Here is a 23,188-nt window from a genome sequence, read left to right as displayed (position 1 = left end):
GCGATCACGCGAACTCCTCCCGGGCCACCTCGCGGTCGTCGAAGGGGTGCACCACGCCGTCGATCTCCTGTCCGGTCTCGTGTCCCTTCCCGGCGATCAGCACGACGTCGCCGGGTGCCGCACGGTCGAGCGCCGCGCGGATCGCGGCCCGCCGGTCGCCGATCTCCAGGACCTCCGCCCTACCGCCGGCGGCGCCGGCCAGCATCGCGGCCCGGATCGCGGCCGGGTCCTCGGTGCGCGGGTTGTCGTCGGTGACGACGAGCACGTCGGCCAGCTCGGCCGCAAGGGCCGCCATGATCGGGCGCTTGCCGGGGTCGCGGTCACCGCCGGCGCCGAGCACGACGATCACGCGACCCTCGGTCAGCGGCCGCAGCGCGCCGATCGCCGCCTCGACCGCGTCGGGCTTGTGGGCGTAGTCGACGACGACCAGGAAGTCCTGGCCGGCCTCGACCCGCTCGAGGCGCCCCGGCACGCCGGCGCCGCTGGCGATGCCCGAGGCGACCGCGGCCGCGTCGACCCCCGCCTCGGCGGCCGCGGCGATGGCGGCCAGGGTGTTGGAGACGTTGTACTCCCCCGGCAGCGGACAGCCCGCCTCCACGCGTACGCCGTCGGGCCCAGTGACCACGAACGACGAGCCGTCCGGGCGCAGCACGACGTCGCTCGCCCGCCAGTCGGCCGCACCGGCCACGGAGAAGGTCCGCACCGGGATCGCGCACTCCGCGGCCAGCCGACGGCCGTGCTCGTCGTCGACGTTGACCAGCGCTCGCCGCGCCCGCTCGGGCGTGAACAGCGAGGCCTTCGCGCGGAAGTAGTCCTCGACGTCGGCGTGGAAGTCCAAGTGGTCGCGGCCGAGGTTCAAGAAGACCGCGACGTCGAAGACGACGCCGTCCACGCGGCCCATCACCAGCGCGTGGCTGGAGACCTCCATCGCGCAGGTCGTCACGCCGCGCTCGCGCATCATCGCGAACAGGGCGTGCAGGTCGGGCGCCTCGGGGGTGGTGAGCGCCGTCTTCACGTCCTCACCGGCCACCCGGGTGCCGACCGTGCCGATCACCGCGGCGGTCTCGCCCCGTTCGGTGAGACCGCTCTCGAGCAGGCGGGTGGTCGTGGTCTTGCCCTGCGTGCCGGTCACGCCGACCATCCGCATCGACGCCGCGGGGTCGCCGTACAGGTGGGCGGCGAGTCGGCCGAGCACCGCTCGGGGGCGGTCGACGGCCAGCACGGGGACCGGGAGGTCCGCGCGCGCGGCGCCGTCGGGGTCGGTCAGCACGGCGACGGCGCCGGACCCGATCGCCGGGCCGGCGAAGTCGACGCCGTGCGCCCGGCTGCCCGGCAGCGCGGCGTACAGGTCCCCCGGCCGGACGCGCTGGGAGGACAGCGAGATCCCGGTCACCAGCACGTCCTCGGCGCCATCGGGGCGGCCCACGCCCAGCCAGTCGGCGAGGGTCGAGAGCGGCGTCCGCGGTGGGTCCTGGGGGCGGGTGGAGTCGCTCACCACGCGAACCTACCGCCGAGCCTCCCTCACCACTCCACAGGGAGTCGTGAGGGCCTGGTGCCGGTGGGTGGTACGCCGTAGCGGCGCAGCGTGTAGCTCATGATCTTCGAGAACACCGGGCCGGCGACCGAGCCGCCACCGCCGCCGTTCCTCGGGTTCTGCACGACGACGTAGATCGTGAACCTCGGGTCGTCGGCGGGCGCGAAGCCCGCGAACGAGACCGTGAACGAGCCGTCGTAGCAGCCGCACTCCTCGCCGACGCGCTGCGCCGTACCGGTCTTGCCGGCGACGCGGTAGCCGGGCACCGCCGCGCCGGGCGCGACGCCGACCTCGGGGTCGACGACGCGCTCCATCATCAGGGCCGTGTCGCGCGCGGCCTTGGCGCTGACCACGCGCTTGCGGGTGGTGTGGTCGGTGCCGACCTGCTGGCCGCTGTCGGTGGTGGCCGTGCCGTCGATCAGGCTCGGCGAGACCCGGACGCCGCCGTTGGCGATCGTGTTGATCGCGGCGGCCATCTGCACGCCGTTGACCGAGAGGGACTGGCCGAAGTCGATGCGGTCCTCGAGCTGGGAGGTCCAGCTGTTCAACGGCGGCAGCAGGCCCTTCGTCTCGCCGCGCACGCCGATGTCGGTGCGCTGGCCGAGCCCGAACGCCCGCAGGTAGTCGTAGAGCTGGCCCTGCTTGAACCGGTCCGCCGCGAGCACGGTGCCGATGTTGGACGACTGCGCGATCGCACCGGTGAGCGTCATGTGGATCGTGCCGTGGCCGAACCAGTCGTGGATCACGCGGCCGTCGCGGTTGAGCGCCGGCGGCACCACGATCTGGGTGCGCGGCGTGACCAGGCCCTGGTCGATGAGCGAGCTGACGGTGAGCACCTTCTGGACCGAGCCGGGCTCGTAGACACCCTGCAGCGCGCGCGACCCGAGGTCGGGCTTGTCCGCGCCGGCCGGGTCGTTGGCGTCGTACGTCGGGTCGTCGGCGACCGCCAGCAGCTCGCCGGTGCGGCTGTCCATGACGACCGCGAAGCCGGAGTCGGCGCGGGCCGCCTCGACCGCCTGGCGCACGGCGCGCTGGGCGAACCACTGGAGGTCCTGGTCGATCGTGGTGTGCAGGTCGGCGCCGTTGACCGGCTCGGTGATCGTGCTCTCGCCGAGCGGGATGCGGTTGCCGCCGCCGACCTCGTAGCGCTCCGAGCCGTCGGTGCCCGACAGCAGCGTGTCGAACGTCCGCTCCATGCCGGCCAGCGGCTCGTCGGTGCCGATGAAGCCGACGAGGTTCGCGGCGACGTCGCCCGCGGGGTAGGAGCGCAGCGGGTCGCGGCGGGTGCCGAGACCCTCGTAGTCCAGGCGCTCCGCCTCCTCGACCACCTCGGTCGCGAGCGTGGCGGGGACCCGGCGGGCGATGTACTCGAACCGGACGTCCGAGCCGTCGACCTGGTGCTCACGGAGCTTGGCGAGCGTGGAGACGTAGTCCACGTCGAGCTTCTTGTAGAGGAAGGCCGCGATGTCGGCCGCGTGCTCGTCGGTGAGCTCCGGGTCCGCCCACACCATCATCCCGGCGACGGAGTCGGCGAGCGGCCGGCCGTTGCGGTCCAGGATGTCGCCGCGCTCCGCGGGCAGCTCGACCTCGGTCGTCCCTTCGGCGGCCGCCATCTGGGCGTAGGAGTTGGGGTCGAGGCCCTGGAGCTGCACGAGCCGCGCGCCCAGCACCGACAGCGCGATCGCGATCACGAGGAACCCGATCCGCAGCCGCAGCTGCGGAGAGCCGCGCCGTACGCCGGGGGTCGGCGCGTGCGACGGGGGCGAGGACAACGTGGGCTCCTGCAGGGGACGGGTCGGGGGCAGTCGGGTGCCGACTACCGGTTGTTCTTCTTCTTACCGTCCCGCGCGGCCCGCTCCCGGGTGCCACGCTCGGGCTGGGCCGAGGAGTTCGCCGCGTCGGTCTGGGCGGCGGGCGCCTCGACGGTGACGACGTTGGCGGGCGGGTTGAGCGCCGCGGGCTTGACCGGCGGCCGCGGACGGATCTGCAGCGAGTTGGCGGCGGTCGACGCGCACGGCTCGCCCATCACGCGCCCGGAGCCGAGGCGCAGGAACGCCGGGCTGCACGCCTGCACCATGCCGAGCCGCTGCGCCGCGCCGGCGATCCGCTGCGGGTCGCGGAGCTGCTCGAGCTCCATCTCCAGCGACTGCTGGCGCGCCGCGAGGCGGTCGGCCTGCTGCTCGAGCGCTGTGTTGGTGAACGACGCCTGCTGCATCGAGGTGTTGAAGAGGAGCAGGCCGATGACGCCGGCGAGCAGCACCATCGACACCAGGGCGAGGAACGGCGCGCGGCCGGCCGCCCTGCGGCGGCGCGGGACGACGGTCAGCCGCGCCCTCTCGACCGCGCTCTCCGCAAACCGCGGGATCCTCGTCCGGACCTGCATCGCAGGACTGCTCATGCCGCCACTCCCCCTTCGCGCACACGCTCCACGGCCCGCAGTCGCACCGAGGCGGCGCGCGGGTTCTCCTCGATCTCCTCCGGCGTGGCCTTCTCGCTCCCGCGAGTCACCAGGCGGAGCGCCGGCTCGTGCCCCTCCGGCACGAACGGCAGGTCCTCGGGCACGTCGGACCGGGTCGCGGCCGTGAAGGCCTGCTTGACCATCCGGTCCTCCAGCGAGTGGTAGCTCTCCACCACGACGCGGCCGCCGACGCCGATCGCGTCCACGGCGGCCGGCAGCGCGCGGCGCAGGACGGCCAGCTCGTCGTTGACCTCCATGCGCAGCGCCTGGAAGGTGCGCTTCGCCGGGTGGCCGCCGGTCCGCCGCGCCGGCGCGGGGATCTCGGCGTACAGAAGCTCGACGAGGCGGGCCGAGGTCGTGAACGGCTCCTTGGCCCGCTCGCGCACGACGGCAGCGGCGATCTTGCGGGCGAACTTCTCCTCGCCGTACTCGCGGAGGATCCGGGTCAGGTCGCCGGCGTCGTAGGTGTTGAGCACCTCGGCCGCGGTGATGCCCTGGCTGCCGTCCATGCGCATGTCGAGCGGCGCGTCCTCGGCGTAGGCGAACCCGCGCTCGCGCACGTCGAGCTGCATCGAGGAGACGCCGAGGTCGAAGAGCACGCCGTCGACGTGCGGCAGGCCGAGCTCCTCGAGCACCTCGGCGATCTCGTCGTAGACGGCGTGCACGCCGGTGAAGCGCTCGCCGTACGGCGCGAGGCGGCTGGTCGCCAGCTCGAGGGCCTGCGGGTCGCGGTCGATGCCGACGACGTGGGCCCGGTCGATGCGGGAGAGCACAGCCTCGGTGTGACCGCCGAGGCCGAGCGTGCAGTCGACGAGCACGGTGCGGTCGCGGTCGGCGCGGTCGAGCGCGGGCGCGAGGAGGGAGACGACCCGGTCCAGCAGGACCGGGACGTGGGCGGGGCCGGCCATGTCAGGCCTGTCGCGCCGCGACTGCGAGGAGCAGGAAGAAGACCGCGATGCCGGCCGAGGTGGCCGCCGAGAACACCATCACGGTGGCCGCTTCGCGCGCCTGGTGGCGCACCCGCGGCGCGGCCGCCGGTGCGTCCTGGACGTCGCGGACGTCCGGCGCGGCGGCCGGAGCCGTCCGGCGCGGTGCCACTGGCGCGATGCTCATCTGTCTCGACCCTCGATGTCGTGCTGCTGGGGAAGTAGCGATCCGCCGGACCAGGTCCCTGCCCGCTCCCGGTGTTGCGGGAAGGGCCATCTGGAACCGGGGAAGGTGCCCCAGATGGAGGTGCCATCTGGAACCGGGGAAGGTGCCCCAGATGGCGCGGGAGCGGGCTCGAGACCTCGTCCTGCGGATCGCTCTGTAGTTCTTGCTGGTCCTGCGGTGGTGCGGGGTGGAGCTAGTTCGGGTTGGGCTGCTCGTCGAGCTCGGCGAACTTGGCCTGGGCGCCGCTGGAGTACTCCCGCCAGCGGGCCGGGTCCCAGATCTCGACGCGGTCCATCACGCCGATGACGACCACGTCGCGGTCGAGGCCGGCGTACTCGCGCAGGTGGGCCGAGATGCCGACCCGGCCCTGCTTGTCCAGGGACGCCTCGTCGGCGCCGGCGAAGAGGATGCGCGCGTAGTCACGGGCCCCACGCACGGTCATCGGCGTGGCCTGTGCCCGCCGCGCCTCCTCCATGAAGACGTCCGTGGGCCACACGACCAGGCAGTTCTCCTGTCCCTGCGTCACCACGAGCCCCTCCGCGAGCCGATCCCTGAACTTGGCCGGGAGGAAGAGCCGCCCCTTCTCGTCGAGCTTGGGGGTGTACGTGCCCATGAAGAACATCGGGCACCTCCACTCCCCTGGACCCTTCCTCCACTGCGCTCCACCTTACTCCACAATCCCCCACCGTCAACCACATTGCGCGTGTCTTCTGCCGTCGTTCCGGCCGGCGGCGGCGTGTGGTGGGCCGGATCCGGCCTCGGCCCGGGCGGCTGCGGAGGGCGCATCTGCGCAGGTCAGCGCGGGTACGCCGAGCGCCAGGACGTCGAAGTGGGGCGCGGGTGGGGAAGCGCGACCGCCGGTGGAGCGTGGTGGAGGACGGACGCCGCCCGAGGCGGGTCGGGGGGTGAACCGCCGACGCAACCAATCCGTGATCCAGGGAGTCAGATGCGTAGCGAGAGCGCGCCACGTAGGTTTCCCCCACCGCTTACGGTTGGGTCTAGCGGGTGGCGTTGCTCACAGCAGGGCGGCAGCGCACCGGACAGGGCGAGGGAAGGAACGATGTGGAGACTGGGTTGACCGCGGAAGCGGGCGGGGCGGACCTCGAGACGCTGTCGCGGGTGGTGAGCCGCGTGCGGACCAACATCGAGCGCGTCATCGAGGGCAAGCCCGACGTCGTCCACTCGGCGCTGGTCGTGCTGCTCGCCGAGGGCCACCTCCTCATCGAGGACGTGCCCGGAGTCGGCAAGACGATGCTGAGCAAGTCGCTCGCGCGCAGCATCGACTGCACGGTGCGCCGGATCCAGTTCACCCCCGACCTGCTCCCCTCGGACGTGACCGGCGTGTCGGTGTTCAACCAGAACACCCGCGAGTTCGAGTTCCGGCCAGGAGGCGTGTTCGCCAACGTCGTGGTCGGCGACGAGATCAACCGCGCCTCGCCGAAGACGCAGTCCGCCCTGCTGGAGTGCATGGAGGAGCGGCAGGTCACCGTCGACAACACGACGTACCAGCTCGAGGCGCCGTTCATGGTCATCGCGACCCAGAACCCGATCGAGATGGAGGGCACCTACGCCCTCCCGGAGGCGCAGCGCGACCGCTTCATGGCCCGGGTCTCCGTCGGCTACCCGGTCGAGGCCGCCGAGATCGCGATGCTCAACAGCCACACCGGAGCGAACCCGCTCGACGACCTCGAGCCCGTCACCGACGCGGCCGAGGTCCGCAAGCTGATCGCGATCGTCAACCAGGTCCACGTCTCGACGGCCGTGCAGCGCTACGCCGTCGCGATCACCTCCGCCACCCGGCGCTCCGACGAGCTCTCGCTGGGCGCGTCGCCGCGGGCGACCCTCCACCTGGTCCGGGCCGCCAAGGCCGTGGCCGCCATGGACCGCCGCGACTACGTGCTCCCCGACGACGTGCACCGGCTGACCCGCCCGGTCCTCGCCCACCGGCTGCTGCCGAGCGTGGAGGCAGCGATGAGCGGGCGCTCGACGACGGCGATCCTCGACGCGATCGTCGCGACCGTCGCCGTCCCCGACGCGGGCTGACGCGCGAAGCACTGAGCCGATGAGAGAAGCACTGGCCGGCCTCACCGTCCGCGGACGCGCGTTCCTCGCCGCCGGCGTGACCGCCATCGTGTGCGCGATCCTGCTCGACCAGCCCACGCTCGCGCGGGTCGGCATCCTGCTGCTCGCGGTCGCGCTGCTCACCGTCGCCGTGCTCGCCCGCAACCGCTACCGGCTGACGCTGGTGCGCACGGTCACCCCGCAGCTGGTCGCCGCCGGCCAGCCGGCCCGCGTGACGCTGACGCTGGCCAACGAGGGCCTCGCCCCCAACGGCGCGCTCCGCCTAGAGGACCAGGTGCCCTACGTGCTCGGCACCCGGCCGCGGTTCGTCGTCGAGGGCATCGGCCACGGCTGGCGCCACTCCGTGACCTACCAGGTCCGCTCCGACGTCCGCGGCCGCTTCGAGATCGGGCCGATGTCGGTCCGGGTGAGCGACCCGTTCGGCCTGGTCGAGCTCGGCCGCACGTTCCGCACGACGGTGCCGCTCATCGTCACCCCCCGCACGGTGCCGCTCCCCCAGATCCCACTCGGTGGGGCGTGGACCGGGTCCGGCGACAACCGGCCGCGCGCCTTCGCCACCGGCAGCGCCGAGGACGTGACCGTGCGCGAGTACCGTCGCGGCGACGACCTCCGCCGGGTGCACTGGCGCAGCTCGGCCCGCGTGGGCGAGCTCATGGTCCGCCGTGAGGAGCAGCCCTGGCAGTCCCGGGCGACGCTCTTCCTCGACAACCGGGCCAGCGCCCACCGTGGCCAGGGCATCGCCTCCTCGCTGGAGGCGGCGGTCTCGGCGGCCGCGTCGATCGCCGTCCACCTCACCCGCCGAGGCTTCGCGGTCCGGCTGGTGACCGCCACCGGCGAGGAGCCTGGCAGCGCCTGGCACGTGCGCGGCGCGGAGCTCAACGCCGGCCCGCTCCTGGAGTCGCTCGCCGTCGTGACGCCGGTCCCCCAGGCCCGCCTGGAGACGAGCTGGCTCGGCGAGGGCGCCCACGGCGGCCTCACGGTCGCGGTCTTCGGCGGCATCGTGTCCCACGACCTGCCGGTGCTGCGGCGGATGCAGCACCACGCGGCGTCCGCGCTCGCCGTCGCCGTCGACGTCGACGCGTGGATCGGCGGCGCGCCCGGCACGGCCACCCAGCTGCTCGGCCAGCAGGGCTGGCGCGCGGCGCCGCTGGGGCCGCGCGACCGGCTCGACGCCGTCTGGCAGGAGCTCGCCCACACCAGCGCCCAGAGCGCCCGCGGCGTGGCCCGGGCCGCGCACCCCGAGGCGGAGCCCGAGGTCGTCGGATGACCCGCCGCCACACCCGACTCGGCCCGGGCCTGCTGCTCTCCGGACTGGCCGCGGCCACGACCTGGTTCGCGATGAACGCCTGGCGCGAGCTCACGATGTCGCCCGGCGACTTCCTCAACCCGCTGCTGCTCATCGGCGCGGTGATCGCCGTCACCGGTGCCCTCGCCCGGTGGTGGCGGTGGCCGGGCATCGCCGTCGTCGGCTTCCAGCTCGCGATCTCGACCGCGCTCGCCTGCCTGCTCCTGGTCGGGACGCCGATCCCCGTCCGGGGCGGCTGGACCGAGCTGACCACGACGATCTCCGACGCCCTCGACACGGCCAACCGGTACGCCGCGCCGATCCGGCCCGAGCTGCCGCCCGTCGACGCGCTGCTGATCTTCGGCGGCCTCGCCTGCCTGCTGCTCGTGGACGCGCTAGCCTGCACCGCCCGGCGCGTACCCCTCGCCGGCCTGCCGCTGCTCGCGGTGTTCAGCGTCCCGCTGGGGATGGTCGACACCACGATCTCCCCCTGGGTGTTCGCGGGGACGGCCGGCGGCTTCCTCACGATGCTCTACCTCCAGGAGTCCGAGCAGGTGGCCCGCTGGGGCCGGCCGATCGCCGAGGACCGCGAGACCGGTGACCCGATCGCCTTCGGGGCGGGGAGCCACACCGTGCGGGGCACCGCCGGACTGATCGGCGGTGCGGCCACCGCGCTCGCCGTACTGGTCCCCGTGCTGGTCCCGGCGACCGGGTGGCACCTCTTCGACTTCGGACCGGGCAACGGCGACGGGGAGCAGATCCGCGTCGACAACCCGACGGCCGACCTGGTCCGCGACCTCAAGCGCCGCGAGGACGTCCCGCTCGTCCACCTCACGACGACCGACCCCGACCCGTCGTACCTCCGGATCCTGGCGCTGACCCGCTACAACGAGGCCGAGTGGAGCCCCGGCGACCGGGACGTGCCGGTCGGAAACCTCGCCGACGGCTCGATGCCGCCGCCGGTCGGTCTGTCGGTCGACATCGAGCGCGAGCAGTACCCCTACGACATCACCGTGTCGCCGCTCTTCGACTCGCGCTGGCTGCCCACCCAGCCGCCGGTCAGCCGGGTCACCGCGTCCGGCGACTGGCGCTACGACGACAAGACCATGGACTTCCTGGCCGGCGACGACGGCCTCAGCGCGGCCGGCCTCGAGTACTCCCTGACCGCGATCCGGCCCGCGATCGACTCCGAGACGCTGGCCGACGCCGCCCCGCCCGGCGGCAAGGTCGACGACATGTTCACCGACCTGCCCGACAACATGCCGGCCATCGTCGGCGACCTGGCCGCGGCGGCGACCCAGGGCGCCACGACCGAGTACGAGAAGGCGGTCGCGCTCCAGAACTGGTTCCGCGAGGACGGCGGCTTCACCTACAGCCTCGACGGCGCGGAGGGCAGCGGCAACGAGGCGCTGGTGCAGTTCCTGTCCGAGGGTCCGGGCGGTCGCATCGGCTACTGCGAGCAGTTCGCGTCAGCGATGGCGGTGATGGCGCGCGAGCTCGGCATCCCGGCCCGCGTCGCGATCGGCTTCCTGCGCCCCACCCCCGACGGCCCGAACGGCTGGTCCTACAGCTCGCTCGACATGCACGCCTGGCCCGAGCTCTACTTCGACGGTGCCGGCTGGGTGCGCTTCGAGCCCACTCCGGCCGATCGCGCGGAGGACGTGCCGGCCTACACGGTCCCCGGGTCCGGGGCGGGCGACGACCCGAGCGAGTCGGCGGCGCCGAGTGAGAGCGCCTCCAACTCCGCGACCGCGCAGCCGCGCCCCATCGAGGACTCCGGCTTCGACCCCGACGCCGCAGCCGCCGCCGGCTCGGGCAGGTCGTGGGGCCCGATCGTCGGCGGCCTCGCCCTCGCCGTCGTCCTCCTCGCCGGCCTGCTGCTGCCGCGGCTGGTGCGGCGTCGCCGCCGCGAGCGTCGACTGGCCTCCGGAGCCCCCGAGCTGGTGTGGACCGAGCTGCGCGACAGCGCCGTCGACCTCGGCAGCGCCTGGCCCCACGGCCGCTCGCCGCGGGCGACCGGCGAGTGGATGGTCGACCTGTTCGGCGCCCCGGTCGGCCCGCACACTCCCGAGCGGCCGCCGCGCGGCCCACAGGTCGCCCCCGAGGCAGTCGGCGCGCTCGACCGGATCGTGCGGACCCTGGAACTGCAGCGGTACTCCCGCGCCGGCGTGCCGGTGGACCCGGTCCGGCTCCGTGCCGACGCCGAGGCCTGCCTCGACGCGCTGGCCGGCGGCGCCGCCCGCAACGCCCGGCGCCGGGCCGCCTGGTGGCCGCGGTCGGTGCTGCGCCTCGATCGCTCCCGGCGGGCCGGCGGCGGTCCCGTCGAGACCCGGTACGGCGGGGTCGTCGACCAGGTGACCTGAGGGGGTCGGGCCGGTGTCGGAATCACCGGTGAACCGGTGATTCCGGCACTTCTCAGGCGTTGCAACGCCTGAGAAGTGACAGCTTTGCCTGGGTGGTGGGGGTCAAGGCCGATGGAAGGACGACGGGCGGTGACCCTGCGGTCACCGCCCGGTGTCGATCAAGCTGTGTCGATCAAGCCTGTGTCAGAACCCGCCGGTCTCGCGGCGACGACGCCAGCGCTCCTCCATGCGCTCCATGAAGGAGCCGTGGCTGGTACGGCGGGAGCGCTTGCTGGCCCGGCCGCCGTCGATGACCGTGAAGCCACCGCGGCTGGGGTGGGCGGCACGGGGGTCGGAGGCCACGTGGCCGTGGTGCCCGCGGATCGCGGTGAGCGCAATCGTCGCGGAACCGAGCATGATGACGAACCCGACGATCCCGAGCACGGTGATGCTCGCGACGGCTCCGGTCATCAGGACCGCGACGCCGGCGACGAAGCAGACCCCGGCGAGGATGGCTCGTCGGCGGGCGGACCGGCGGAACGCCGTGCCGCGCAGCGTCGAGGCCAGCTTCGGGTCCTCCTCGACGAGGGCCCGCTCCATCTGCTCAAGCAGTCGGAGCTCCTCTTCCGAGAGTGGCACCGTACCTCCCACAGGTCGTCGCCGGACTTGTCCCCCGGCGAGTCCAGTCTAGGCAGCGGCTCGGCATCCCGGTAGCCGGGATCGACATTTTCGTGACCGAACCGTGCCGCTACGGCTGGACCGTTCCCCGTGGCCGGTCGCCCAATCCCTCGCGGACGCCTCCGCGACCCGCCGGGTCAGCGCGCCAGCACGTGCAGCTGGGTCGCCAGCGGGAGGTACTCCGCCCGCTCCGCGACCGCCCGCTCGAGCTCGAGCAGCGCCGCGGTCGCCCCCGGCTCCAGGTCGAGGAGCGAGCCCGGCACTAGGTCGGCGAAGACCCGGATGCCGTGCACCGAACGGACGCCGAAGCCGGCGTCGGCCACCAGCTCGGTCAGCTCCGGCGCGGTGAACCGGTGGCCGGTGCGACCGTCGCGGTCGGAGCCCGACTCGAGCATCGCCAGCGCCTGGGGGAAGTGACCGGCCATCGCGCGGGCGACCACCGCCGCGTGCCGCTGGGCGACGAGCAGGCTCAGCACGCCCCCGGGACGCAGCACCGACCGCAGCGCCGCGAGCGCGGCAGCCGGGTCGTCGACGACCTCGAGCACGCCGTGGCAGAGCACCAGGTCGGCGCTGTCGGGCCCGACGACGTCGAGGAGCGTCGACAGGTCGCCCTGCAAGCCGGAGACCGCGACCTCCAGCTCGCGTGCCCGGCGGCCGAGCGCGGCCAGCGCGTCGGGGCTGGGGTCGACGACCGTCACCCGGGCACCGAGCTCGGCGACCCGTACGGCGAAGCCGCCGGTCCCGCCACCGACGTCGACCACGTCGCTGTCGGGGACGACGGCGGGCAGCAGGCCGTCCCACACCACAGCGTCGCGGGCGGCGGCCCGGCGCTCGCTGGGCCGGCCGGTCCTGAGGCTGTCGGTCATGCCTCCAGCCTAGGGTGCGCGGGCTCAGCCGGCGCGGACCGCCACCAGCCGCTCGTCGACCGGCACGTGCGGCACCAGGCCCAGGCTGCGCTCGACGACCGCGAGGAACCGGTCGGCCTCCCGGACCAGGTCGTCGGCCTCGCGCTCGGCGACCGCGCGCGTCGACCCGGCCTCGGCGGCCGCGCGCTTGGCGGCGCCGGCGGCGAAGAAGCGGGCCCACTCCTCCATCTCCGGAGCCACCTCGGCGAGCAGCACCCAGGCGTTGTGCTGCCGCCGGCGCGTCCGGGCGGCCGGACGGGCCCGCGCCGAGAGCAGCGCGGCGGCCGAGCGCAGGGCCGCGACGTGGGCGCACGCGTAGCGCGTCGGCACCTCGGTGGCCGCCACCGCCTCGCTCAGCGACTCCGCCGCGCGGGCGAGGTAGGAGTGGGTCGTGGCAGGCAGCGCGTGCGGGTTCATCGAACACCTCTTCCTCGACCCCGGACCGGCGACCCCTGCCGTGGGACGCCCGGCGGGGACGGGGGTCGAGGTCGCCCCCACCGGACCTGATCGAACAGGTGTTCGATCAGGTCCCCACCGTACACCTGCCCGCCGACAGCCCGTCAAGGCCGCGTCGAGGCGCGTCGAGGTGGGGTCAGGACCCGGCCCGTACGTCGTGCGAGCGGTCCGCCTCGCGCAGGTAGCCGGTGGTGTCCCGGCGCCAGAGCGCGCCGATGATCGCGACGTCGAGCGCCAGGCTGAGGACCGAGACGACCACGAAGAGCGCGGGCGGACCGATGCGCAGCGTCGCCAGCGTGCCCAGCGCGAGCAGCACCAGCGTCACGGTGATCGCGACCCGCGCCCACCCGTGCCGGGAGCGGAAGAACTCCAGCAGCACGAAGAGCAGCAGCCCGATCACGGCGAGCATCACGACCACCACGGGGACGATCGACGGCGGCTCCACCGAGTCGGCGTCGGGTCGGCCGGACTGCCAGGCGTCGGCGAGCTCGTCGTCAAGGACGACCGCCAGCAGCGCCGCCACCAGGAGCAGCACCAGCTGCGCCCGGGTCAACCAGACCGCCGCCACCGCTGCGGGCCGCTCCTGACTCATCCGTCTCCTCCTCCATCCCCGGGCACCCGCTGCCCTAGGGTCTCGACCATGAACTCCGAACACCCGACCATCACCCGGTTCCGCGCCGACCACGCGAGCCGGGGCGGCACCGGTGAGGTGGTCATCCTGCCCGACTCGGTGCACACCGCCGCACTCGCGGCCGAGGCGCTCGGGTGCGAGGTCGGCGCCATCGCGAACAGTCTGCTCTTCGACGCCGACGGCGCACCGGTGCTCATTCTGACGTCGGGAGCGCACCGCGTCGACACCGCCAAGGTCGCCGCGGACCTCAGCGTCGGCAAGCTGCGCCGGGCGACCCCGGAGTTCGTCCGCGAGCACACCGGCCAGGTCATCGGCGGGGTGTCCCCCATCGGGCACCCGGCGCCGATCCCGACCTACCTGGACCCCTGGCTGCGCAGGTACGACGTCGTCTGGGCCGCGGCCGGCCACCCCGCGGCCGTCTTCTCGACGACCTACGACGAGCTCGCGGCGATGACCGGCGCGTCCGAGGTCGAGGTCGCCTGATGGAGATCTGGCTGAACCCGGCCTGCTCCACGTGCCGCACCGCGGTCGCCGAGCTCGACGCCGCGGGCGTCGACTACACCGTGCGCCGCTACCTCGACGACCCGCCGACGCCCGCCGAGCTGGGCGACGTGGTCGAGCGCCTCGGCCTCGAGCCGTGGGACGTGGCGCGGGCCAAGGAGGCCCGCGAGGAGGGCATCGACCTGCCCGAGGACGCCGCGCACCGCGCCGACTGGCTGGCGGCCCTGGCCGCACACCCGCGCGCGATCCAGCGCCCGATCATCACGGCCGCCGACGGCACCACCGTCGTGGCGCGCGACGGGGAGTCGCTCGGCCGCGTCATCGCCGCTGAGGGCTGAGCGAGCGGTGGCGCGCATCGTCGTCGTCGGGGGCGGGTTCGGTGGGATGGCCGCGGCGGCCCGGCTGGCGAAGCTCGGCCACGAGGTGACCCTGGTCGAGCGGTCGGACTCGCTCGGCGGCGCGCTGGAGGGCGTGGCCGAGGACGGCTTCACCTGGGACGCCGGGCCGACGTACACCCTGCTCCCGGCGGTCGTCCGCGACCTCTTCCGCAAGTCCGGCCGGCCGGTCGAGCGCGAGCTCGACCTCGTGCCGCTGCCGGTGCTGCGCGAGCACCGCTTCGAGGACGGCTCGCGGCTGGCGCTGCCGAGTGGCCGCGCGGCCCAGCTCGCGGCGCTCGACGAGCTCGGCGCGGGGCTCGGGCGGCGCTGGGTCGACCACGTCGCGTCGTACGCCGAGGACTGGGAGGTGCTGCGCCGCGGCTACCTCGAGAGCCCGTGGGACCCCACGGACCTCCCGCGTGACGTCGCGGCGCGGCTGGACAGCCGCGAGATGCTCTTCAAGCGGCTCCGGAAGACCTTCAAGGACGAGCGGCTGCGGCTGGTGGCCGGGCACCCCTTCGTCGCCGAGGGCCACGACCTGCGCAACGTGCCGGCGTGGGCGGGCATGACCGCCTACGTCGAGCAGCGGTTCGGGGCGTGGACGGTCGAGGGGGGCATGGTGCGCCTCGGGGAGGCGCTGGTCGCCCGGCTCGCGACCCGGCGGGTGACGGTGCTGACCGGCACCGAGGTGGCCGACGTCGTGGTGCGCGAGGGCCGCGCCGTCGCCGTCGCGACCTCGACCGGCGAGCTCGACGCCGACGTGGTCGTCTGCGCCGTCGACCCCCGCCGCCTGCCGGCGCTCGCGTCGTACGTCGCGCGCACGATGCCCGCCATCCCGCCGGTCGTGGTGCACGTCGGCCTGGCGGGCGAGCCGCTGGACCTGCCGCACGAGCTCGTGCTGCACGGCGACCCGATGCTCGTGCTGCGCACCGGAGGCACGGCCCCGGACGGGCACTGGACGCTGACCGTGCACGGGCGCGGCCGGCTCTCCGAGGACGTCCTGCGCGCGCTCGCCCGGCACCGGATCGACGTGCGGGCCCAGGTGGTCGCGCGCGTGGACCGCAGCCCGCGCGACCAGGTGTCGCGCTGGGGCGGGTCGCCGATGGGGGTGCTCTGGCAGGGCCGGGCCACGGCGCGTCAGCGACTCGGACCCCGCACGCCGATCAGCGGTGTGTACGCGGCGGGCGCCCACGCCACCCCCGGTGCCGGGCTCCCCTACGTCGGGCTGTCCGCCGCGCTGGTCGCCGCCGAGGTCGGCCCGGCCTGAGTCAGGCCGCGATGTTCAGGCGGGCAAAGATCTCGCGGGTCGCCTTGGAGCGGTTGAGCGTGTAGAAGTGCAGGCCGGGCGCGCCGCCCTCGAGGAGCTCCTCGCACAGCTCGGCGGCGAGGTCGATGCCGGCGGCGCGCATCGCGACCGCGTCGCCGTCGTGGGCCAGGATCCGGTCGACCACGGAGGCGGGCACGTCGGTGCCGATCAGCTCGCCCTGGCGGCGGATGTTGGCGAGGTTCAGGATCGGCATGATGCCCGGGAGGATCGGCAGGTCGCAGCCGCGGGCGCGGACCCGCTCGACGAGCCCGAAGTAGTCCTCGGCCCGGAAGAACATCTGGGTGACCGCGAACTCGGCGCCGGCGCGAGCCTTGGCCACCAGCACGTCGGCGTCGTGGTCGAGCGACTCCGCCGACGGGTGGCCCTCGGGGAACGCCGCCACGCCGATGCTGAACCCGCCCCGCTGGCGGGCCCGCGTGACCAGCTCCTCCGCATAGGTGAAGCCGCCCTCGGTCGGCGTCCACTCGGCCCGCGGACCCTCCTTCGGGTCACCGCGCAGCACCATGACGTTGGCGATGCCGGCCTCGGCGTAGGCGTCGAGGACGCCGTCGAGCTCGGCCTGGGTGTGGCCGACGCAGGTCAGGTGGGCCATCGCGGTCATCGAGGTCTCGCGGGAGATCCGGCCGGTCACCCGGACGGTCGTGTCGCGGGTCGAGCCGCCGGCGCCGTACGTCACCGAGACGAACGTCGGCCGGTAGGGCTCGAGCTCGCGGATCGCCTGCCACAGCTGCTCCTCGCCGGCCGCGTCGCGGGGCGGGAAGAACTCGAACGAGAACGACCGCTCGCCGGACCGGACGAGGTCGCCGATCCTGCGCGCCTGAGAGTCCACCATGCGGAGCAGTGTATGGACCGGGCCCGTCGGGTCGCGCTTCCTGACCACTGGCTAGTCTCCCTGTCGTGGCGGACAGCGGGAACGGGTGGGACGGCGCCGCGTTCCGCGGCCGGGTGCAGGCGGCCCTCGACGACTTCATCGACGAGCAGGCCGCGCGGCTCGCCGTGCTGGGCCCGGACGCCGAGCGGCTCGTGCGGGAGGCGCGAGCCTCGGTGGCCGGCGGCAAGCGCTTCCGCGCCGCCTTCTGCTACTGGGGGCACCGGGCCGTCGAGCCGGTGCCGGCCGACGAGGACGCCCTGGTCCGCGCGTGCGCCTCGCTCGAGCTGCTGCACGCCAGCGCCCTCGTGCACGACGACCTGATGGACGCGTCCGACACCCGGCGGGGCCGGCCGGCGACCCACCGCGGGTTCGCCGACGAGCACCGCGCCGACGGCTGGCGCGGTGACGCGGAGCAGTACGGCGCCGCCGCGGCCATCCTGCTCGGCGACCTGCTCCTCAGCTGGGCCGACGAGCTGCTGCGCCGCTGCGGCCTGCCGATCGAGCGGGTGCTGCCCGCACTGGATGTCTTCGACCGGTGCCGCTCGGAGGTGATCGCCGGCCAGTTCCTCGACGTGTCGGTGCAGGCCCGCGGCCGCGCGGACGTGGACGCGGCGATGACCGTGCTGCGCTACAAGTCGGCGAAGTACTCCATCGAGCGGCCCCTGCACATCGGCGCCGCGCTCGCCGGCGCGTCGGCGCAGACCCTGCACCAGCTCTCCGGGTTCGGCCTCCCCCTCGGTGAGGCCTTCCAGCTGCGCGACGACCTGCTGGGCGTCTTCGGGGACCCGGCCACCACCGGCAAGCCCGCCGGGGACGACCTGGTCGAGGGCAAGCGCACGGTGCTGGTCGCGCTCGCCCTGGACGCGGCCGACGCTGCCGAGGCCACCCGGCTCGACGCCGCGCTGGGCACCCCGCTCTCCCCCACTGACGTCGCCGACCTGCGCGAGATCATCGACCGCTCCGGCGCCCACGCGCAGGTCGAGGAGGTCATCGACGCGCTCGTGTCCCGGGCGCTCGAGGCCCTGGCCGGAGCCGACATCGACGACCACGCCCGCGGGGTGCTGCACGGTCTCGCCGACGCCGCGACCCAGCGGGTCGTCTGAGCCGGCGTCAGAAGTTGGCGAGCACCTGTGCGCGCCGCTTGACCTCGGTCCCGCGGTTCTCGCGGAGCGCGTCGATGGGACGGCCAGGGAGGTCGTCGTCGGTGAAGATCCAGGCGATGCACTCGCGGTCGTCGAAGCCGTTGTCGTGCAGCATGGTGAGCAACCCGGACAGCCCCTTGACCGGCAGCCCGTCCTGGATGAAGTCGGCCGGCACCTGCTGGCCGGCGCGCGGCGCGGGCACGGCGGCGGCGAGCTCGTGCTCGCGGATCATCGTGCGGACCTTGGCGACCGTCACGCCGAGCTGCTCGGCGGCGGCCGCCCAGTCGAGCCAGGCCGGGACGAGGGCGGCGAGGTCGGCGTCGGCGAGGCGGGGCTGTTCCATGCGCCCAGTCTGGCACCGCGGAGCCGGGGCGCCGCAACGGCCGCTGGGGAGATCCGCGCCACGCCGCCGCCCCCGCCAACCGGCCCCGAGCGAGGGCCGTCCGTACGATTGAGCCACCGGATCCTTCCCCGTCCGGCACAGGAGGGTCGCTGTGCAGCCAGAACGGCGCGACGATCGGCCTGCCCGCAAGGGCGGCGCCGACGGCGTCAGCGACCCCTTGACCGGTCGGGTGCTCGACCGTCGCTACGAGATCGGCGTCCGCATCGCGCGCGGCGGGATGGCCGGTGTCTACGAGGCCACCGACCTCCGTCTCGACCGCACGGTGGCGGTCAAGGTGATGCACCCCGGCCTCGGCGACGACAACGAGTTCGCCGAGCGGTTCGTGCGCGAGGCCCGCTCCGCCGCGCGCCTCTCGCACCCCAACGTCGTCGCGGTCTACGACCAGGGCGACGACGACGGCACCGTCTTCCTCGCCATGGAGCTGATCTCCGGACACACCCTGCGCGACGTGATCCGCAAGGAGAGCCCGATGCAGCCGGCCCGGGCGCTCGCGCTGCTCGAGCCGGTGCTGTCCGCGCTCGCCGCCGCTCATCGGTCCGGCCTGATCCACCGCGACGTCAAGCCCGAGAACGTCCTGATCGCCGACGACGGCCGGGTCAAGGTCGCCGACTTCGGGCTGGCCAAGGCCGTCAGCGCCGACACCCACCACACCGCGACCGGCGGCGTGCTGATCGGCACGGTCTCCTACCTCGCGCCCGAGCTCGTGGTGAGCGGCCGCGCCGACGCGCGCGCCGACGTCTACGCCGCGGGCGTCGTGCTCTTCGAGCTGCTGACCGGCACCAAGCCGCACGAGGGCGAGAGCCCGATCCAGGTCGCCTACCAGCACGTCCACACCGACGTCCCGGCCCCGTCGACGCTGGTGCCGGGGCTCCCGGCGTACGTCGACGCGCTGGTCGCCCGCGCGACCGCTCGCGACCGCGAGCTCCGGCCGGCCGACGCCGCGGTGCTGCTGCACCAGGTGCACCGGGTCAGCCACGCGCTGGCCGAGGGCGTGGTGGACGACCCCGAGCTCACCGCCGACCTGCTGCCGACGAGGCTGCGCAGCGAGGCCGCCGAGGCACCCTCGGCCGACGACACCGCGCCGGAGCCGTTCGACCGGGGCGCGCTGGCCACGATGGCGGTCCCCGCGGCCGCGGCCGCCGAGCCGACCACGCTCCTCCGCACCGTGGCCCGCCCGCCGGCCGGACCTCCGCCGAGCGAGCCTCCGGCCGACGGACCGCGGGGGCGCCGCTCCCGCAAGGGACTCGTACTGCTGCTGGCCACGCTGCTGCTCGTCGTCGGCGGCGGAGCCGCGGCGTGGTGGTTCCTCGACGGGCGCTACACCACGACGCCCGGCGTGCTCGGCAAGACCGAGCAGGCGGCGGTGAAGGCGCTCGCGGCGGCCGGGCTCGAGGCCGAGGTCGGCGACCCGGCGTACTCCGAGACCGTCCCCGCGGGGCGGGTCGTCGCGAGCGACCCGGAGCCGGGCTCGCGGGTGATCGACGGCGGCACCGTCGAGATCACGATGTCGCTGGGCAAGGAGCGCTACGACGTGCCCAAGCTCGCCACGATGACCGAGGAGGAGGCCCGCGACGCACTGGAGGCGACCCACCTCGCCTACGGCGGCACCACCGAGAAGTGGTCCGACACCGTGCCGTTCGGCCAGGTCATCTCCAGCACGCCCAAGGCCGGCACGACGCTCAAGCCGGACACCCCGGTCGACCTGGCCGTCAGCAAGGGCCCGAGGCCGGTCGAGCTCAAGGACTGGGTCGGCAAGGACGTCGACGACGCGATGCAGTGGCTGGACTCCAAGGGCCTGACCGGCAAGGTCGCCAAGGAGGAGTTCAGCGACGACGTCGCCGAGGGCGACATCATCTCGATGAACCCGCCCGGCGGCACCACCGTGCACCGCGGCGACGAGGTGTCCTTCGTGGTCTCCAAGGGCCCGGAGCTGATCGAGGTGCCGTCGGTGCGCGGTCAGGGCGTCGACGCCGCCACCGAGACGCTCGAGGACCTCGGCTTCCACGTCGTGACCGAGTCGGCCGCCGGGTCGCTGGGCCTGGGCTTCGTGTTCTCCCAGGACCCCGAAGGTGGCTCGATGGCTCCGGTCGGCGCGACGATCACCCTGAGCCTGATCTGACCGGGGTCGCGGTCTAGGGTTGCGCGGTGCGCAACCCGATCGGAACCCACGTCCTGGTCGGCAGGGGTCTCGTCGACGGCGCGGTCGCGCAGGCGGACCTGCTGGGCTGCGAGACCTTCCAGGTCTTCGTCGGCAACCCACGCGGGTGGGCGCTCACCGAGGGGAGGCCGGCCGAGGACGCCCGGTTCCGCGACCTGATGGCCGAGCGCGGCACCCGCACGTTCATCCACGCGCCCTACCTCGTCAACCTCGGCAGCCCCACGCCCGCGACGTACGCCAACTCGGTGGCGTCGGTCGCGCACAACCTCAAGCGGGCCGCCCAGATCGGCGCCGAGGGCGTCGTCGTGCACACCGGCTCCTACGTCGGGGACGCCGACGACACCCAGGCGATGAGGCAGGTCCGCGAGGCGCTGCTGCCGGTGCTCGACACGATCGCGGACGACGCCGCGCCGTGGCTCCTGCTCGAGCCGACCGCCGGTCAGGGGCGCTCCCTGTGCGCCGGCGTCGAGGACCTGGCGCCGTACCTCGAGGCGCTCGACCACCACCCGAAGGCGGGCATCTGCCTCGACACCTGCCACGTCTTCGCGGCCGGCGCCCCGCTCGACGAGCCCGGCGGCGCGACCGCGACCGTCGACCGGATCGTCGAGATCGGCGGGCCCGGCCGGCTCCGGCTGATCCACGCCAACGACTCGATGGACGTGCGCGGCGCGTTCAAGGACCGCCACCAGCGCATCGGCGAGGGCCACATCGGCGAGGCGGCGTTCGCGGAGCTCTTCGCGCACCCGGCGACCGACGGGGTGCCGTTCATCCTCGAGACGCCCGACTCGCGGGACGCCGACACGCGCGACATCCCGCTGCTGAAGCGGCTGCGCGATGGTGACGCCCGTGGATGAGCGTCGTACGTCGCTGCTCGCCACCGCGGTCCTGCTCGGCATCACCGCGTGCTGGGGCAGCACGTTCTTCCTGATCCACGACCTGCTCGACCGGGTGCCGGCCGTCGACTTCCTGGCCGTGCGGTTCTCGATCGCCGCGGTGCTGCTGCTGGTCGTCGCACCCCGCGCGGTCCTGCGGCTCTGCCCCGCGACCCGCCGCCAGGCGGCCGTGCTCGGCTGCCTCTACGGCGTCGCGCAGATCCTGCAGACCGCGGGGCTCGCGCACACCCCGGCGAGCGTGGGGCTTCATCACCGGCATGTACGTCGTGGCCACCCCGCTCTTCGCCGCCGTGCTGCTGCACAACCGGATCACCGGCATGACCTGGGCCGCCGTCGCGCTCGCCTTCGGCGGCCTCGCCGTGCTCACCCTCGACGGCCTCTCGATCGGGTACGGCGAGGCGCTGACGTTCGTCGCCGCGATGATCTACGCCCTGCACATCGTCGGGCTCAGCGCCTGGTCGAACGCCCGGGACGCGCTCGGCATGTCGATCCTGCAGGTCGTGATGGTCGCGGTGATCTGCCTGGTCGCCAGCGCCCCCGGCGGCATCGTGCTGCCCGACGACGGCCGCGACTGGCTGTCCGTCGTCTACATGGCGGTGTTCCCGGCCGCACTGGCACTGCTCGGCCAGACCTGGGCGCAGGCCCACCTCTCCGCGACGCGCACGGCGATCGTGATGAGCATGGAGCCGGTGTTCGCGGCGTTCTTCGCGGTGCTGCTCGGCGGCGAGTCCGTGACCGGGCGGATGCTCGTCGGTGGCGCGCTCGTGCTCACCGCGATGCTGCTCGTCGAGCTCGCGCCCGGGCGCAAGCTCGAGGCCGAGGTCCCGCACATCGCCGTCTGAGGCGACGAGTCCCGGATGCCGGGCGCGGGGCGGGCACCGACTCGCGCTCCCCTACGCTCCCAGCAGTGGCCCCGACGACGTGGCCTGCCTCGCGAAGGAGCAGCCATGGTCGTCGTCATGTCCCCCGATGCCACCGACGAGGACGTCGCGCGCGTCGTCGAGAAGGTGGAGGGCGTCGGCGGTGAGGCGTTCGTCTCCAAGGGCCTGGAGCGCACGATCATCGGCCTGGTCGGCGACATCGACTCCTTCCACCACCTGAACCTGCGCACGCTGCGCGGCGTCGCCGACGTGCACCGGATCTCCGACCCCTACAAGCTCGTGAGCCGCCAGCACCGCCCGGACCGGTCGACGGTGTGGATCGGCGAGCCGGGCCGGCAGGTGCCGATCGGGCCGGAGACGCTGACGTTCATCGCCGGTCCGTGCGCGGTCGAGTCCGCCCAGCAGACGCTGGAGGCGGCGCAGATGGCGCGCTCGGCAGGGGCCGCGATCCTGCGGGGCGGTGCGTTCAAGCCGCGCACCTCGCCGTACGCGTTCCAGGGCCTGGGCGTGAAGGGCCTCGAGATCCTCGCCGACGTGCGGGTCGCGACCGGGCTGCCCATCGTGACCGAGGTCGTGGACGCGCGCGACGTGCCGGTGGTCGCGGAGTACGCCGACATGCTGCAGATCGGCACCCGCAACATGGCGAACTTCGGGCTGCTGCAGGCGGCCGGCGAGTCCGGCAAGCCCGTGCTGCTCAAGCGCGGCATGACCGCGACCATCGAGGAGTGGCTGATGGCGGCCGAGTACATCGCCCAGCGCGGCAACCTCGACGTCGTGCTCTGCGAGCGCGGCATCCGGACCTTCGAGCCGGCGACCCGCAACACCCTCGACATCTCGGCAGTGCCGGTCGTGCAGGCCGCCAGCCACCTGCCGGTGATCGTCGACCCCTCGCACGCGGCGGGCCGTCGCGACCTGGTGCTGCCGCTGTCCCGGGCCGCGATCGCGGTGGGGGCCGACGGCGTCATCGTCGACGTGCACCCGCAGCCCGAGGTGGCGCTCTGCGACGGACCGCAGGCGCTGGAGGGGGCCGACCTGCGCGAGCTCGCCCAGGCCGTGCGCCGGCTCCCGGCGCTCGTCGGCAAGGAGCCGGCCCTCGCGCCGGTCGTCTAACC

The 23,188-nt window shown here is 74.1% G+C and carries 23 protein-coding genes and 1 pseudogene; 12 read left to right on the top strand and 12 right to left on the bottom strand.

Going from position 1 to position 23,188, the window contains the following annotated elements:
* Nucleotides 1-4: 4 nt before the first annotated feature.
* The 6 genes from HZF07_RS01210 to mraZ all read right to left on the bottom strand — a co-directional run bounded on the left by HZF07_RS01210 (nt 5) and on the right by mraZ (nt 5,766).
* The gene (locus HZF07_RS01210; RefSeq protein WP_458329474.1) at nt 5-1,495 is read right to left on the bottom strand and encodes a UDP-N-acetylmuramoyl-L-alanyl-D-glutamate--2,6-diaminopimelate ligase; all 1,491 of its coding nucleotides are present in this window, start codon (nt 1,493-1,495) and stop codon (nt 5-7) included.
* A gap of 26 nt (nt 1,496-1,521) precedes the next feature.
* Nucleotides 1,522-3,306 carry a peptidoglycan D,D-transpeptidase FtsI family protein gene (locus HZF07_RS01205; protein ID WP_232523706.1) on the bottom strand — a complete coding sequence of 595 codons (1,785 nt, stop codon included), beginning with the start codon at nt 3,304-3,306 and terminating at the stop codon, nt 1,522-1,524.
* A 44-nt stretch (nt 3,307-3,350) separates the two neighbouring features.
* Nucleotides 3,351-3,932, bottom strand: coding sequence for a hypothetical protein (locus HZF07_RS01200; RefSeq protein ID WP_157346362.1), 582 nt, complete (start codon nt 3,930-3,932; stop codon nt 3,351-3,353).
* Nucleotides 3,929-4,900 (bottom strand): 16S rRNA (cytosine(1402)-N(4))-methyltransferase RsmH, encoded by a 972-nt coding sequence (rsmH, locus tag HZF07_RS01195; protein ID WP_157346360.1) that lies wholly within the window; start codon nt 4,898-4,900, stop codon nt 3,929-3,931. The genes HZF07_RS01200 and rsmH overlap by 4 nt, the downstream gene beginning before the upstream one ends.
* A 1-nt stretch (nt 4,901) precedes the next feature.
* The gene (locus HZF07_RS01190) at nt 4,902-5,105 is read right to left on the bottom strand and encodes a hypothetical protein (RefSeq protein ID WP_157346358.1); all 204 of its coding nucleotides are present in this window, start codon (nt 5,103-5,105) and stop codon (nt 4,902-4,904) included.
* Nucleotides 5,106-5,337: 232 nt separating this feature from the next.
* Nucleotides 5,338-5,766 (bottom strand): division/cell wall cluster transcriptional repressor MraZ, encoded by a 429-nt coding sequence (gene mraZ, locus HZF07_RS01185; RefSeq protein ID WP_157346356.1) that lies wholly within the window; start codon nt 5,764-5,766, stop codon nt 5,338-5,340.
* A 452-nt stretch (nt 5,767-6,218) separates the two neighbouring features.
* Here mraZ and HZF07_RS01180 point away from each other — a divergent pair, with 452 nt between their 5' ends.
* Genes HZF07_RS01180 through HZF07_RS01170 form a run of 3 tightly spaced genes read left to right on the top strand, consistent with a single transcriptional unit; the run spans nt 6,219 to nt 10,874 of the window.
* Complete coding sequence (locus HZF07_RS01180) at nt 6,219-7,187, top strand: AAA family ATPase (RefSeq protein WP_157346353.1); 969 nt, start codon at nt 6,219-6,221, stop codon at nt 7,185-7,187.
* Between the two features lie 19 nt (nt 7,188-7,206).
* A complete protein-coding gene (locus HZF07_RS01175; RefSeq protein ID WP_157346351.1) occupies nt 7,207-8,493 on the top strand; it encodes a DUF58 domain-containing protein in 1,287 nt (428 codons plus the stop codon).
* Nucleotides 8,490-10,874: a transglutaminase family protein gene (locus tag HZF07_RS01170; protein WP_157346349.1), complete on the top strand. Its 2,385-nt coding sequence runs from the start codon at nt 8,490-8,492 to the stop codon at nt 10,872-10,874. Before HZF07_RS01175 ends, HZF07_RS01170 begins: the two co-directional genes overlap by 4 nt.
* Nucleotides 10,875-11,057: 183 nt before the next feature.
* Here HZF07_RS01170 and HZF07_RS01165 read toward each other — a convergent pair whose 3' ends face one another.
* The 4 genes from HZF07_RS01165 to HZF07_RS01150 all read right to left on the bottom strand — a co-directional run bounded on the left by HZF07_RS01165 (nt 11,058) and on the right by HZF07_RS01150 (nt 13,484).
* Nucleotides 11,058-11,492, bottom strand: a complete 435-nt coding sequence (locus tag HZF07_RS01165; RefSeq protein ID WP_181644615.1) for a DUF3040 domain-containing protein — start codon at nt 11,490-11,492, stop codon at nt 11,058-11,060.
* 176 nt (nt 11,493-11,668) lie between these two features.
* Entirely contained in the window at nt 11,669-12,397 is a 729-nt protein-coding gene (locus HZF07_RS01160) for a methyltransferase domain-containing protein (RefSeq protein ID WP_157346347.1), read from the bottom strand.
* 24 nt (nt 12,398-12,421) lie between these two features.
* Nucleotides 12,422-12,853: an SAV_6107 family HEPN domain-containing protein gene (locus HZF07_RS01155; protein WP_157346345.1), complete on the bottom strand. Its 432-nt coding sequence runs from the start codon at nt 12,851-12,853 to the stop codon at nt 12,422-12,424.
* Between the two features lie 175 nt (nt 12,854-13,028).
* A complete protein-coding gene (locus tag HZF07_RS01150) occupies nt 13,029-13,484 on the bottom strand; it encodes a hypothetical protein (RefSeq protein WP_157346343.1) in 456 nt (151 codons plus the stop codon).
* 48 nt (nt 13,485-13,532) lie between these two features.
* Between HZF07_RS01150 and HZF07_RS01145 the strand changes: the two genes are divergently transcribed.
* From HZF07_RS01145 to HZF07_RS01135, 3 genes are read left to right on the top strand one after another with little or no spacing between them, the layout of a single operon-like run.
* Nucleotides 13,533-14,006, top strand: coding sequence for a YbaK/EbsC family protein (locus tag HZF07_RS01145; RefSeq protein ID WP_157346341.1), 474 nt, complete (start codon nt 13,533-13,535; stop codon nt 14,004-14,006).
* A complete protein-coding gene (locus tag HZF07_RS01140) occupies nt 14,006-14,362 on the top strand; it encodes an ArsC/Spx/MgsR family protein (RefSeq protein ID WP_157346339.1) in 357 nt (118 codons plus the stop codon). Before HZF07_RS01145 ends, HZF07_RS01140 begins: the two co-directional genes overlap by 1 nt.
* Before the next feature lie 7 nt (nt 14,363-14,369).
* Nucleotides 14,370-15,668: a phytoene desaturase family protein gene (locus HZF07_RS01135; RefSeq protein WP_181644614.1), complete on the top strand. Its 1,299-nt coding sequence runs from the start codon at nt 14,370-14,372 to the stop codon at nt 15,666-15,668.
* 1 nt (nt 15,669) lies between these two features.
* On the opposite strand, the gene metF is transcribed toward HZF07_RS01135, so the two are convergent.
* Nucleotides 15,670-16,560 carry a methylenetetrahydrofolate reductase [NAD(P)H] gene (metF, locus tag HZF07_RS01130; RefSeq protein WP_157346337.1) on the bottom strand — a complete coding sequence of 297 codons (891 nt, stop codon included), beginning with the start codon at nt 16,558-16,560 and terminating at the stop codon, nt 15,670-15,672.
* 65 nt (nt 16,561-16,625) lie between these two features.
* On the opposite strand from metF, the gene HZF07_RS01125 reads away from it, so the two are divergent.
* The gene (locus HZF07_RS01125) at nt 16,626-17,702 is read left to right on the top strand and encodes a polyprenyl synthetase family protein (protein WP_181644613.1); all 1,077 of its coding nucleotides are present in this window, start codon (nt 16,626-16,628) and stop codon (nt 17,700-17,702) included.
* Nucleotides 17,703-17,709: 7 nt separating this feature from the next.
* On the opposite strand, the gene HZF07_RS01120 is transcribed toward HZF07_RS01125, so the two are convergent.
* The gene (locus tag HZF07_RS01120) at nt 17,710-18,084 is read right to left on the bottom strand and encodes an Rv2175c family DNA-binding protein (protein ID WP_157346335.1); all 375 of its coding nucleotides are present in this window, start codon (nt 18,082-18,084) and stop codon (nt 17,710-17,712) included.
* Between the two features lie 151 nt (nt 18,085-18,235).
* Between HZF07_RS01120 and pknB the strand changes: the two genes are divergently transcribed.
* The 5 genes and pseudogenes from pknB (at nt 18,236) to aroF (ending at nt 23,186) form a co-directional block, all read left to right on the top strand.
* Nucleotides 18,236-20,263, top strand: coding sequence for a Stk1 family PASTA domain-containing Ser/Thr kinase (gene pknB, locus HZF07_RS01115; RefSeq protein ID WP_181644612.1), 2,028 nt, complete (start codon nt 18,236-18,238; stop codon nt 20,261-20,263).
* 26 nt (nt 20,264-20,289) lie between these two features.
* A complete protein-coding gene (locus HZF07_RS01110) occupies nt 20,290-21,156 on the top strand; it encodes a deoxyribonuclease IV (protein ID WP_181644611.1) in 867 nt (288 codons plus the stop codon).
* A pseudogene (locus HZF07_RS24670) lies at nt 21,137-21,376 on the top strand (EamA/RhaT family transporter); the annotation flags it as partial. The gene HZF07_RS01110 and the pseudogene HZF07_RS24670, both read left to right, overlap by 20 nt.
* A 76-nt stretch (nt 21,377-21,452) precedes the next feature.
* Nucleotides 21,453-22,037: a DMT family transporter gene (locus HZF07_RS23595; RefSeq protein WP_232523705.1), complete on the top strand. Its 585-nt coding sequence runs from the start codon at nt 21,453-21,455 to the stop codon at nt 22,035-22,037.
* A gap of 105 nt (nt 22,038-22,142) precedes the next feature.
* Entirely contained in the window at nt 22,143-23,186 is a 1,044-nt protein-coding gene (gene aroF / locus HZF07_RS01100; RefSeq protein WP_157346333.1) for a 3-deoxy-7-phosphoheptulonate synthase, read from the top strand.
* Nucleotides 23,187-23,188 lie beyond the last annotated feature (2 nt).

Source organism: Nocardioides agri, from assembly GCF_013778305.1.
GTDB classification, from domain to species: Bacteria; Actinomycetota; Actinomycetes; order Propionibacteriales; family Nocardioidaceae; genus Nocardioides; species Nocardioides agri.
Note: the sequence above shows the minus strand (reverse complement) of the source record. Positions and strands in the feature narration are given on the sequence as shown.